Origin of the sequence: Arthrobacter sp. NamB2 (genome assembly GCF_005281365.1) — a bacterium.
In the GTDB taxonomy this organism is placed as follows: domain Bacteria; phylum Actinomycetota; class Actinomycetes; order Actinomycetales; family Micrococcaceae; genus Arthrobacter_D.
On sequence record NZ_SZWI01000003.1, the window covers coordinates 304,799 to 317,398 of the forward strand.

Below are 12,600 nucleotides of genomic sequence, written 5' to 3' on the forward strand. Positions count from 1 at the left end.
CGTCAACACAGAGAGAAGATTCGCCATGGCAGCCGAATCGCTTCCGAAGTCCCGCATCCCCCTGTTCGACGGCATGAACCGCATCCCCGGCGGCCTCATGCTCATTCCCCTGATCCTCGGCTCGATCGTCGGGACGTTCGCCCCCGGCTTCCTCGAACTCGGCAGCTTCACCACCGCCCTGTTCGCCGAATCGGCCCTGCCGCTGATCGCCGTCCTGATCTTCGCCACCGGCATGCAGATCACCGCGAAGGCTTCGGGCCCCGTGCTCGCGACCACCGGAGTCGTCCTGCTCTTCAAGACGATCATCCCCGCCGCCCTCGTCGCGGGCCTCGGTCTGCTCGTCGGCATCGACGGCATCCTCGGGATCTCGATCCTCGCCCTCCTCGCAAGCTTCGACAACAGCAACGGCGGCCTCTGGCTCGCCTTCACCGGCCGCTACGGCGACTACCGCGACCGCGGCGCCTACATGGCTTCTGCCATCAACGACGGCCCCTTCTTCACCCTGCTCTTCCTCGGCATCTCGGGCCTCGGCAACATCCCGTTCCTCACCCTGCTCGCCGCCGTCATCCCCCTGATCCTCGGCTTTATCGTCGGCAACCTCGACGCCAAGTGGACCGAGGTCATGCGGCCCGTGCCGAACATCGTCATCCCGTTCTTCGCCTTCGCCCTCGGCACCGGCATCGACCTCCGCAACGTCATCACCGGCGGTCTCAGCGGCATCTTCGTCGGCATCGCCGCCACCCTCATCACCGGCGCCCTCGTCTACATCGGCTATCGCTTCATCCTCCGCCGCGGCGCGAAAGCCGGCATCGGCATCGCCTCCGCCACTACGGCCGGCAACTCCATCGCGACGCCGGCCATCGTCGCCGCAGCGGACCCCAGCTTCTCCCCGTTCGTGGAGGTCGCGACGGCGCAGGTCGCCTCGGCCGTGCTGGTCACCGCGATCTTCGCTCCTCTGCTGGCCACCTGGGTGCTCAAGCGCCAAGGCGGGCTGGACACGGACGACGCCGTCGGCGTCGTCCCCACCTCCGCCTCCGAACTTCCGCCCGCGGGTGATCCGTCCGCCCCGGTCGACCGACCCCGTCGGACGCAGGACGACGACCGGCTGTGACGCCTTCCGCACCCATCGTCGGCATCGCGGCCGATGACGTCACCGGCGCCACCGACTCCGTGGTCCAGTTCTCCCGCACCGGCTGGTCCGCCCGGCTGCTGCTGGGCGAGCTGCTCCCAGACTTAGTGGAGCCTGGCAGCGCTTTGGCCGTCAACACCGACGCCCGCGCCATGGATTCAGCGACTGCCCGAGAGGCGACGGCGAGCGCCATCAGGAACCTCGTCACCGCAGGCGCCGACCGCCTGTACCTGAAGATCGACTCCACCATGCGGGGCAGCGTTCAGGCACAGGTCGCCGGAGCTCTCGACGCGTGGCAGGAGCACCATCCAGGCTCCTTCGCCGTCGTATGCCCGGCTTACCCGGCCATGGGGCGAACGCTCGAGGACGGACTGCTGCGCGTGCACGGCGGACCGGTCGAGGACTCCCCCGCCGGCCGCGACCCGGTCACCCCGGTTCCGACGAGCGAGTTCTCGCAGCTCCTGCCCGGCACGACGACGATCAGCCTCAGCGGCTCTCCCGAGCAGGACGCCCAGGCGCTGCGGGACGCGGCGGGCGACGGCGTCGTGGTCGTCAATGCGGCGTCCGACGACGATCTCCGCACCCTCGCGGCAGCCCTCGTCGTCGCCGGCCCGACGGCGATTCCTGCAGGGTCCGCCGGTCTCGCCGCAGCGATGGCGGCAGCCTGGGCTGACGCCGGGGCAGTACAGGCCTCACTCGAACCCGCACCTGCCCGGCAGGGACAGCGCATCGTCGTCGTCGTCAGTTCGCTGCACGACGTCGCCCGTGCCCAGACCGACCACCTGCGCGCCCAGCTGGACCCGGCAGACCTTCGCGTCCTGCAGCCCGACGAGTCCCTGCTCGACCAGCCGAACCGGCTCGCGCAGTGGGCCGCCGGGGAACTCGAGGTCCCGGAGTCCCTGCCGCGGGTCGTCGTCATCACCACCCCCGAGGCCGTCGGGGGCTCAGCGCTCACCCTGAGCGGCGCTGCCATCGCGAGCAGTCTCGCGTCGGTGGTGCAGCAGACCCTCGCCCGTGCATCTGTCGGCGCCCTCGTGCTCGTCGGCGGCGACGGAGCCCGCGCCGTCCTCGACGCCACCCGCGCCCAGGCGCTGCGCATCACCGGTGCCATCCAGGAGGGCATCCCGGTCGGCATCGTCGAAGGCGGCACCGCGGCTGGAAAGATCGTCGTAACCAAGGCCGGCGGCTTCGGAGCGGTCACCGCACTGCTCGACACCGTCACCGAACTCACCCGAACCCTTACACCCACCCTCGCCCACTCCACGGAGGCATCCTCATGAGCATCCCCACCCTCGCCGTCACCCTCGGCGACGTCGCCGGCATCGGACCGGAGATCACTGCGAAGTCCCTCCTCGGGCACGACGACGTCCGGCAGGAGTGCAGGCCCGTCGTCATCGGCGACGAAGCCGCCATGCGTCAGGGCGTCACCAATGTGGGCGGCGACCCGGACAAGGTCCGCGTGCTGTCCTCGATCGAGGACGCGACGAACGAACCAGGCGTCATCGAACTCCTGCAGACCGGCCCGTCGCTCGCGGACGTGAAGCTCGGCGAACTCAGCCCCGCCGCAGGTGACGGCTCCTACCGCTTCGTCGTCGAGGCTTGCCGCCTCGCCCGCGAGGGCAAGGTGCAGGGTATCGTCACCGCGCCGCTCAACAAGGCCGCGATGCACGCCGGCGGGCACAAGTGGCCCGGCCACACGGAGCTGCTCGCGCACGAGTTCGGCGTGGAGAACTTCAGCCTCGTCCTCTCCGCGGGCGACCTCTACTTCTTTCACCTCACCACCCACGTCTCCCTGCGGCAGGCCATCGAGGACGTCACGCCCGAGCGCACCACCAACGTGATCGAACTGGTCAGCGCGTTCACCAAGGCGCTCGGCAATCCGGACGAGCCGATCGGCCTCGCTGGGCTGAACCCGCATGCCGGCGAGAACCGCCTGTTCGGCGACGAGGACGCCGACATCCTCGCCCCCGCCGTCGCCGCCGCCCGCGAGAAGGGCATCAACGTGCACGGGCCCATCCCCGCGGACGCGCTCATCCCCGCCGCGGTCAAGGGCAAGTGGAACATGGTCATCGCCTGCTACCATGACCAGGGCCACGCACCCTTCAAGGCGGTCTACGGCGACGACGGTGTGAACATCACCGTCGGCCTGCCCGTCGTCCGCGTCTCGGTGGACCACGGCACGGCGTTCGACATCGCCGGCCAGGGCATTGCCCGCGAGGCGAGCCTCGTGCTGTCGATGCGGCGAGCTGCCGCACTGGCCCCAGGCTGGGACCACGTGTGGCGGACGGCGCAGAAGAAGTAGGGGCTCGAGTGGGCGCGGCACCTAGGATCGGAAGCATGACCAGCGACGAAGACCTCGACCCTCCCGTGCCCAGCTACCTCGAGGGCATCGAGCTCAAGCGGGTCCACGACGGGAAGGTCACCGAAGAGCTCGACGACGGCGCGTCACCAGCGGACGAGCCAGGCGAGTAGCTCTTGCCCTACCGGACCGTCTTGCGCTCGACTTCATCCTGAACCGGAGCGGACCTCATGGCTGGAACAGACATCCCTGATGCAGCGGGAACCCCGCTCGACGCTGGCAGCAGCGAGCCGTTGCACCTGCAGCTCCGCGGGCACCTGCGGGCACAGATTCTGAACCACTCGCTGCCGCCCGGCACCGCGCTGCCCAGCGAGGCTCAGCTGCAGGTGCGGTACGGGGTGTCCCGGTCGGTGGTGCGCCAGGCCCTCGGTGCCCTCGCCGATGAAGGGCTGATCGAACGGGGACGCGGTCGCGGCAGCACCGTCGCCCCGCGGCAGGAGCACCACCGCCTCGTGCACCGCACCACGGGGCTGTCGGCACAGATCGCCGGGACGGGCGCAAACGTGGGCACCGAGGTTCTGTCGCTGACGGTGCAGGACGCCGATGCGTCGACCGCCGTCCTCGGGACTCCGCAGGTGCTCGCGCTCGAGCGCCTGCGCACGGCCGACGGCGTACCGATCGCCGTCATCCACACCTGGCTGCCGACGCCGACGTTCGCCGAGCTCGCCGCAGAGGACCTCCACGACGCCTCCCTGCACGCGGTGCTCGGCGAGAAGTTCGGTGTGCAGATCACCTCCGGCAAGCGGCAGATCCGGGCGGTGCCGGGCGACCGCGACCTGCTGCGGCTGCTGCAGCTGGAGGCGTCGTCGCCCGTGCTCCTGCTCGAGGGCACGAGCTTCGACCAGGACGGTCGGCCTGTGGAGGTCTTCTCAACCTGGCACCACCCGGACCATGTGGTGTTCGACATCGACATCCAGCGGGAGCCTTCCCCGTCAGCCCCGACAGGAAGTTTGCCGGTGTCGCAGGGCAGCTCCCCAGTGTCGCCTGCTGATCCCGCACCTGATGCGATGGCGGACCGCGCCCGCCGACTGGGCACGGAACTGCTTCGTTTCGCTAACCAGCTCTCCGACTCGGGCAGCTGACCCCGACGTTGCTCTCGAAACTGCCCCAGTCCAGGTGGTGGTGACGTCGAAGCCGAACCGCTGTCACCAGCTGCCTATGCTGAGCCGGGGCAGCGACCAAGCCAATCATCCTCATCGCAAGCACAGGAGTCTTCATGACCTACGAACTGCGCACCTACACCGCGAACCCCGGCAAGCTGGACGCCCTGATGGCCCGCTTCCGCGACAACACCATAGATGTGTTCACTGAGCACAACATGAGGAGCCTCGGCTACTGGACGCCGGTCGGCACCGACGACGTCCTCGTGTACCTGCTCCAGCACGAAGGCGACCCGAAGGCGAACTGGGCTGCGTTCGCAGCGGATCCGCGGTGGATCGACGCGAAGGCGGCGTCGGAGGTGGACGGCGCGCTGACGGCTTCCATCGAGTCCGTACTGCTCAGCCCGACCGACCTCTACCCGATTGCGGACGCGAAGCGACGCTGACGCCGCCGGGCCCCAGCCGGCAGCGATCGCCACGAAGGAGAGCCCGACCGGCACCGGCCGGGCTCCTCGCGGGGATGGCCTAGCCGCCGATGACCCGTCCACCCTGGATGACGGCACTGATCGACGACTCGGGGTCAGCGAGCACCGTGACGTCGTCGAGGGGGTTCTCGTTCAGGATCAGCAGATCGGCGAAGGCATCGGCAGCGATGACGCCGAGCCTGCCCTCGAGGCCGATGAGTTCCGCCGCCGTCAGCGTCGCTGACCGCAGCACCTCCTGCGCCGTCTGCACCTGGGCGCGGATGCGGAACTCCTCGCTCTGGTGGATCTGCATGGCGCCCAGCAGGTCGGTCCCGAACACGATTTTCACGCCGCCCTTGTTCGCGCGGTCGAGCGCCTCGAGCCCGGCGTGCAGCACGATGTCCACCTTCTCTCGGCTCGCGGCCGGCAGTCCTGCGGCCTCGCCGTCGGCCTTCAGCCGCTCGTAGGTGATGAGGGTGGGAACGAGGTACGCGTCCTTCTCGACGAACAGCCGCACGCTCTCGTCGTCGATCAGGTTGCCGTGCTCGATGCAGCGGACGCCGAGGCGCAGACCGCGGTTCACCGCGCGCGCCGTGTAGGCGTGCCCGCAGACGTACCGGTTGGCACCCTCGGCCTCCTCGATGACGGCCAGGATCTCACTTTCGGAGAACTGCGTGGAGTCCACGCGGTCGGTGGGCGAGGCCACCCCGCCGGAGAGCATCACCTTGATGTGGTGCGCACCGGTTCGCAGCTGATCGCGAGCAGCCTTGCGCACGGCGTCGACGCCGTCGCAGACGATGCCGATGGACGGGCAGCACTGGTGCGGGTCGATGACGCTCGCGCCCATCGAGCGCATGTCCCCGTGCCCACCGGACTGGGAGAGCGCCTTGCCGCCGAAGATCACGCGCGGGCCCTCGAACAGGCCTTCCTCGACCGCCATGGCCACACCGAAATCCGCTCCGGCGACGTCGCGCACCGTGGTGAACCCGCGGTGCAGCATCGCCCTGAGGTTGCGGGCTGTGTGCGCCGCGACGTAGGTGGGCGACCATTCCGCCATCGTGGCCAGATCCGCCGTCCCCGCAGTGACGTGCACGTGCCCGTCGATGAGCCCCGGCATGACGTACTTGCCCCCGGCGTCGATGGTCTCCCCCGTGGCGCGATCGGCCGGAAGCTCGGCGGCGTGGCCGGCCCAGGTGATGACGCCGTCCTCCACCAGGATGCTCGAGTCCGGGGACGCGCTGCCCTCGGCGATGTCCAGGATCGTGGCGTTCGTGATGTGCAAGTGTTGTGGGGCGGGCATGGTGCTCCTCGAAGTGGGATGTGGAATACGCCTGACCTGATACTCACAACAATCAACCGAAGGTGCAACACTTGTTGCACAACCGGAGGGGGCGGCATGGCGCAGATCGCGGAATGGTTCGACGGGCTGTCGCTCGGGCGGAAGCCGAGTCCGGGCATCGAGGCCGTCCTCACGATCGTCCGCACCGATGCCGGCCGCGCATCCTTCATGTCGACGCAGGATCTCGCCTCCCGGGCCAACGTGAACGTCGCGACCGTGGTGCGCGCCGCCCAGTTCCTCGGCTTCTCCGGGTGGTCCGCGCTGAAGTCCGAATTGCGCCACCGCTACCTCGCGTCGCTGACGGCGGAGAAGCTGCTCACCGAGCGCGTCGTCCCCCCCATCGGACTCGCCGGCTCCTCCCTCGCCAACGACGCCCGCAACATGGCGCGGCTCGCCGACAGCATCAGTCCCGACCAGCTCACCCGCGCAGCGGCCATCCTCGCCGCCGCCGATCGGACGATCGTCCTGGCGACCGGCAGCTACGCGGCCGCCGGGTTCCAGTTGGCCCACGTCGGCCAGTGGATGGGCCGAGACATCGAACTCCACACCTCCTCGGGCACCGCGCTCGTGAACCGCCTCCGCATGCTCTCCCCCGGCGACTGCCTCGTGAGCTGCAACCTGTGGCGGGCCAGCAAGTTCGTCCTCGAGGTGGTGCGGGTCGCAGCACAGCGCGGCATCCGCATCGTGGCGATCGCGGACCGCCAGACGGCGATCACCGACCTGGCGGAGGAATCCCTGCTGGTCCCGAGCGAAGGCGTGACGTTCATGCCCTCCACCGTCGCCGCCGTCGCGACCGTTCAGGCGCTCCTGGCCGAACTCTCCTCCAGCGACCCGGACCGCACGATGACCGCCCTGCGGGACACCGAGGAACTGTGGAGCGAACTGGACCTCGTCGACCCCATCTGAGCCGCGGCCGCCGTCCGGCCGTGTTTCGTCCTCGTGAAGTATTGCAACAACTATTGCAGAATCTATTTGCAATGGGAGCTGGATCACACCAGACTGCTCTGAAGAACCGGCGTCCGCCGGGCATCAGTGAGAGGTTCTCCCCCATGCAACCCGTGCACGTTCTCATCCTCGTGGGCTACATCCTGCTCATGGTCCTGGTGGGCGCATGGTTCAGCCGCAGGAAGAAGGTCGCCGACGGCGAAGACTTCATGCTGGCCGGACGCTCCCTTCCGGCGCCCGTCCTCGCCGGCACGCTGCTGGCGACGTTCGTCGGCTCCGGCTCGATCATCGGCGGCGCAAGCTTCGTCTACACCTACGGCCCCGTGGCCGGCATCTTCTTCTTCGCCGGCACCGTGGTGGGCATCATCTGCCTGTACTTCATGGCCACCAAGGTCCGGCGGCTGTCGCACCACACCATCCCCGAGATGCTCGAGGTGCGCTTCGGCAGGCCCGTGCGCATCCTCGCGACGGTCATCATCCTCGTCGCGTTCGTGGGCATCACCGCCTACCAGTTCACCGGCGCCGGGTCGATTCTGAGCATCATCACGCCTCTCAGCACCGCCCAGGGAACGATCGTCGCGGCCATCCTCATCACGTTCCTCGCCCTCGGCGGCGGGCTTAAGTCCGTGGCCTGGACCGACTTCATCTCCGTGATCATCATCGTCCTTGCGCTCGTGGGCACGCTGGCCGTCGTGTTCATCGCCGACGTCGGCGGCATCGGCGGCTACGTCGACCGCCTCGACCCCGCCCTGACGTCGCTGACCGGAACCCTCACCCCCGTGCAGCTGCTGGGCTACTTCCTGCCCCTGTTCCTGCTCATCCTCGGTGACCAGAACATGCACCAGCGACTCGCCGCCGGCCGGAGTGAGGGCACGGCCCGCAAGGCGACGATCGGCTTCTTCGTCGGCGCCGTCGTTCTCCTGGGCACGATCATCCTGCTGGCGTCGTCGTCGTCCTTCCTGCTGCCCGACATCGAACCCGGACAGGCCATCCTCGGTCTCGCGGGCACGGACCTGGTGCCGCTGGGTATCGGCGGACTCCTGCTCGCCGGCGCCTTCGCGCTGATCGTCACGACGGGTTCGTCCTACCTGCTCACCTGCTCGGGCAACATCGTCTACGACCTCGTGCTCCAGCGCCGCAACAGCTCCCGCGATCCGCAGCGTGCCCTGAAGCTCGGCCGCTGGGCCGTCCTCGCGGTGACCGTCCTCGCCTACGTCATGGGACAGTTCTTCCCGAGCGTGCTCGCTCTGCAGATGTACGCGTACACGATGTACGGCGTGGCCATCACCCCCGTGGTCCTGGCCGCCCTGTTCTGGAAGCGCGCCACGTCGTGGGGCGCGATCGCCGGAATGGTCGTCGGCGGCATCGCGACCGTGGTCTGGCAGTCCTCGGGCCGGGCCGCCGAGATCAACGCCGTCGTCGTCGCCCTTCCCCTCGCGGTCGCGGCCCTGGTGATCGTGAGCCTCGTGACGCGCCGGTCGGTAGCGCACGACGGCGACGACGCAGGGACACCAGCGTCCACGCCTCCGCTGGAGACCAAGGCCTCCTAGGCAGTTCCAAGCGGGCGCCGAGCAACCGGTACACCCGCATCAACGTGAAGATCCCCCGGCGCAGCACGCGCCGGGGGATCTTCCGTGTCGGGTGGAGGATCAGCCCTGCGGGCTGCCACCCTCGGTCATGCCGTGCCGTCGACGCCGGAGCAGGAGGAGCACGCCGCCCAGCAGCGCGAGGACGAGTCCGATCCCCGCGATCAGCAGGACGTCGGCGCCGGTCTGGGCCAGCTTTCCGCCGAATCCGTAGGACCCGTCATCCCCGGAACCGTTGCCGGAATCATCCCCGGCACCGCCGTCAGCGAGGGGATCGCCAGCCGGATCGGTTGCCGGGCCCGTCGGTTGATCGGTCGCGGGATCGGTCGGCTGGTCGGTAGGAGGCGTGGGTTCACCAGCAACCGCCGCGCGTCCCAGCGGCGCGGGCTCCACGGGGTTGAACGCCTCGAAGTACGCGACCGTCGCTGCGAGGTCGGCCTGGCCCGTGTCTGCCCGGTTGGTCCCCTCGGCGAGCGTGACGAAGTTGTCGCCACCGGCCGCGAGGAACGAGTTGGTCGTCACCCGGAACACCTGGTTGTCGGTGATCGGCGCGCCCTCAAAGCTCATGGAGACGATGTGCTCGCCGCGCGGAGCGTCCGGGTTGTAGGTGTAGGTGAAGCCCTCGGAGATGCCGAGGTGCAGCTTCGAACGCGACGCGCCCTCCGGCTGCCACTGCTCCTCCAGCACCTGCTTCAGCTGCGCACCCGTGAGGTCCATCGTGAACAGCGTGTTCGCGAACGGCTGCACCGTGGCCACCTCCTTGTAGGTGACGACGCCGTCCTCGCCGTACAGCAGGTCCGCGCGCAGGCCACCCGGGTTCATGAGCGCGATCTGTGCCGGCTCGCCGCCGAACTCCTCGTTCGACGTCGCCCACAACTGGATGTCCGCCACGAGGTTGCCCAGCGAGGACTCGACGCCGCGGTCGGAGCCGTTGACGCCGCCGCGCAGGATGTCCGCGGTGATCGACCCGACCGGCTGTGCACCCTGCTCCTCGGCAGCGGCTGCGGCCTCGGCGACGATCTCCTCGACCTCGGGATTCGCGGCGTACAGCGGCTTCCCGTCCGCGGTGAGCGCCAGGAGCGCCGAGGTAACCGACACGATCGAGTTGTCCGCCCGGTCCACCTCAATCTGCAGCTGGTCCAGCGTGGTGCCGTACTGGCCCGACTGCAGCACGGGGCGCTCGCGGCCATCCTCCCGGCCGGCCACGGGGAACGAGCAGTTGTACTGCTGGTGAGTGTGTCCGGAGAGAATGGCGTCGATCCCGGCGTCCGCACCACGGACCAGCTCGCCGTATGCCGTCGCCTCGGTGGCGATGGTCGCGCAGTCCGCGGTCTCGGATCCGTCGTGGGCCAGCAGCACCAGGACATCGGCCTCGCCGTTGGCGTCGTCGCCGTCCTTGAGCTGCGCCGCGACCCGATTGGCCGCCTCGAGCTGGCTGCCGAACTCCAGGCCCTCGATGCCGGCGGGTGACACGGCCGACGGCGTGGATTCGGTGACGGTACCGATGAAGCCGACGCTCACGCCGTCGACCTCCTCGATGTAGTACTCATCGAGCGCCGGTTCGCCCGTTGCGGCGTCGTAGACGTTCGCGCCGAGGCCGAACTGCGTGCCGCCGAAGCGCGGGAGGACCCGCTCGGTGAGGTCTGCGAAGCCCTTGTCGAACTCGTGGTTGCCGACCGCGGAAGCGTCGAGCCCTCCTGCCCTGAGCGCGTCGATGGTGGGGTTGTCCTCGGAGATGAACGAGGTGAAGGTCGAGGCTCCGATGTTGTCACCTGCGGAGACGAACAGCGTGTTCGGGTTCTCCACCGTCAGCGCGTCGACCGCTCCTGTCAGTACGGCAGCGCCGGCCTCGGCGCCATCCGCCTCGATGTGCCCGTGGAAGTCGTTGATGCCGAGTACCTGGAGGGTGGTCGTCTCCGGAGCCGTGAGGTCGTTGATACCGAAGAGGGTCGTGGTTCCGGAGACCTCGTTGCCGACGGCGAGCACCGGCTGACCCGTGGGAGAGCCCTCCGCCGGGATGAACGCCAGCCCCTCGGGGCCGAGGTCGCCGGCGAGCGCCAGGTCGCCGCCGTCCTCGACGGACTCGGCGAAGTTCCGGTTGTTCACATAGGTGACGAAGGTGCTGGCTGCAGGGGTCGTGATGTCATAGACCGCTATGCCGCCGACGCGCTCGAAGCCGATGAACGCGTACGTACGCCCGCCGACCTCGCCGATGGCCAGGTTCTCGGGCTCGGGGCCCTTGTCGTCGCTGCGCCCCTCGAGGTTGGAACCGGAATGGTTCGAGTTGAAGAACTCCGGGTTGGCGGCGGCGGTGATCTCCTCGAAGTCCTGCCCGGAGTCGAAGACCTGCTGTCCGCTGGTGGTCCAGATGGAGAAGCTGCGGCTGCCGAACGCGTACAGCTCGTCGTAACAACCGGCCTCGGTGAGGCCACTCGCGGTGCTGATGTTCAGGCGACCGAGCAGGGCGTCACCCGTAAGTCCGACGAGGGGGCTCGTCGCGCACAGCGGCGGCAGATCGCCGGTGCCGAGGTCCTTCACGCGGGCGGGTTCAGCGTAGCTGCCCCACTCGCGGGCGTCCCCTTCGTTCGCGGTGACCAGGTAGGTCTGGCCGCCCGCCGCATAGGCGTTGATGCCGTCCGGCATGTACAGGCCGTGAAGTCCCTCGTAGGTGCGGATGTTCTGCGTCGGCGCGTCCCGGGGGTCCCGGTCGGAGGCGTCGAGCCCGTTGCCGGGGAGCCCGTGGTCCTTGGCGCCGAGCGGCCAGATGTCCGTGACGGTGGCGGAGACCAGGTCGACGACGGCGACGGCGTTCGCCTCCTGCAGCGCTGCGTAGGCGGTATCGCCGTCGATCGCGATGTACTCGGGCTCGAGCCCCTCCGAGACCGGACGCGCGGAGCCGGGAATCCCGGCGAAGATGCGGACGCCGTCGGGCAGTGCCTTGCCTCCGCCGGCCTCGAACGCTCCGAAGCCTGCGGTGCGGACGGCCTCCTGCTGTGGAGCCGACACGGTGTCAGGCAGTGACACGACGCTGACGGAGCCTTCCGGGTCGACGGTGTACTCGTCGTTCGGCTCGCCCTCATTGGCGACGACGGCCCGCGTTCCGTCCTTGGAGATGCTCACCATGTCCGGCTGCGCCCCGACCTGCACCGACCTGAGAATCGCGCCGTCACCGGCCGCGTCGAAGAAGACGAGCGACCCGGCGTCGGTCTTGACCGTCGATTCGAGCGCGATGATGCCGAGGCCGTCCGGGCGGATGGCGACGGAGTTGGCGACGCCGGGTGCCGACAGGGTGAAGAGCTTCTTCGGCGCGGACGCGTTGGTGGCGTCGAGCACGTCTACCGCGCCCAGCAGCGCGTTCACGACGAAAAGGCGCTTGGTGCCCGCGTGGTACGCGACGATCTCGGCGGCCGACTCGTCGAACACGCCGCTCTCGTACGAGCCGAGCGGGGTGAGGCCGAGCGCCGCGCCGGGAGCGGAGTAGGTGATGGGTTCGGGCACGACGGCGGCCTCCGCCGGGAGTGCCAACAGGCAGGCTCCGGTGACGGCGGCAGCAACCACGGCGGCAGCGCGCTTCGTGAGCGCGCGATGAAACGGACTGGACGGAGGCATGCTTCTCCCGGGTGATGGATCGGTGGTGTTCCTTCCTGTGTACGAATCCAAGATGGCGGGGAGGTGAAT

Annotated in this window: 10 protein-coding genes; 8 read left to right on the forward strand and 2 right to left on the reverse strand. The window is 69.0% G+C overall.

The features are described 5' to 3' along the window. The first annotated feature begins 25 nt into the window (after positions 1 to 25). The 6 genes from FDK12_RS07855 (at position 26) to FDK12_RS07875 (ending at position 5,034) form a co-directional block, all read left to right on the forward strand. On the forward strand, positions 26 to 1,111 hold the full coding sequence (locus tag FDK12_RS07855) for a 2-keto-3-deoxygluconate permease (protein ID WP_137369055.1): 1,086 nt from the start codon (positions 26 to 28) through the stop codon (positions 1,109 to 1,111). Next, positions 1,108 to 2,409: a four-carbon acid sugar kinase family protein gene (locus FDK12_RS07860; RefSeq protein ID WP_137369056.1), complete on the forward strand. Its 1,302-nt coding sequence runs from the start codon at positions 1,108 to 1,110 to the stop codon at positions 2,407 to 2,409. Before FDK12_RS07855 ends, FDK12_RS07860 begins: the two co-directional genes overlap by 4 nt. Continuing rightward, a complete protein-coding gene (gene pdxA, locus FDK12_RS07865; protein ID WP_137369057.1) occupies positions 2,406 to 3,431 on the forward strand; it encodes a 4-hydroxythreonine-4-phosphate dehydrogenase PdxA in 1,026 nt (341 codons plus the stop codon). The genes FDK12_RS07860 and pdxA overlap by 4 nt, the downstream gene beginning before the upstream one ends. A gap of 35 nt (positions 3,432 to 3,466) precedes the next feature. Continuing rightward, positions 3,467 to 3,601 carry a hypothetical protein gene (locus FDK12_RS15350; protein ID WP_262983309.1) on the forward strand — a complete coding sequence of 45 codons (135 nt, stop codon included), beginning with the start codon at positions 3,467 to 3,469 and terminating at the stop codon, positions 3,599 to 3,601. A gap of 57 nt (positions 3,602 to 3,658) precedes the next feature. After that, positions 3,659 to 4,570 (forward strand): GntR family transcriptional regulator, encoded by a 912-nt coding sequence (locus tag FDK12_RS07870; protein ID WP_137369058.1) that lies wholly within the window; start codon positions 3,659 to 3,661, stop codon positions 4,568 to 4,570. 134 nt (positions 4,571 to 4,704) lie between these two features. Continuing rightward, positions 4,705 to 5,034 carry an NIPSNAP family protein gene (locus FDK12_RS07875; protein ID WP_137369059.1) on the forward strand — a complete coding sequence of 110 codons (330 nt, stop codon included), beginning with the start codon at positions 4,705 to 4,707 and terminating at the stop codon, positions 5,032 to 5,034. Positions 5,035 to 5,113: 79 nt separating this feature from the next. Here FDK12_RS07875 and FDK12_RS07880 read toward each other — a convergent pair whose 3' ends face one another. Continuing rightward, on the reverse strand, positions 5,114 to 6,352 hold the full coding sequence (locus tag FDK12_RS07880) for a metal-dependent hydrolase family protein (RefSeq protein ID WP_137369060.1): 1,239 nt from the start codon (positions 6,350 to 6,352) through the stop codon (positions 5,114 to 5,116). A 96-nt stretch (positions 6,353 to 6,448) separates the two neighbouring features. On the opposite strand from FDK12_RS07880, the gene FDK12_RS07885 reads away from it, so the two are divergent. Next, positions 6,449 to 7,297 (forward strand): MurR/RpiR family transcriptional regulator, encoded by an 849-nt coding sequence (locus tag FDK12_RS07885; RefSeq protein WP_189636300.1) that lies wholly within the window; start codon positions 6,449 to 6,451, stop codon positions 7,295 to 7,297. 143 nt (positions 7,298 to 7,440) lie between these two features. Then, a complete protein-coding gene (locus tag FDK12_RS07890; protein WP_137369062.1) occupies positions 7,441 to 8,886 on the forward strand; it encodes a sodium:solute symporter in 1,446 nt (481 codons plus the stop codon). A 99-nt stretch (positions 8,887 to 8,985) separates the two neighbouring features. Here the strand turns inward: FDK12_RS07890 and FDK12_RS07895 are convergent, their stop codons facing one another. Then, positions 8,986 to 12,531 (reverse strand): choice-of-anchor I family protein, encoded by a 3,546-nt coding sequence (locus FDK12_RS07895; RefSeq protein WP_137369063.1) that lies wholly within the window; start codon positions 12,529 to 12,531, stop codon positions 8,986 to 8,988. Positions 12,532 to 12,600 lie beyond the last annotated feature (69 nt).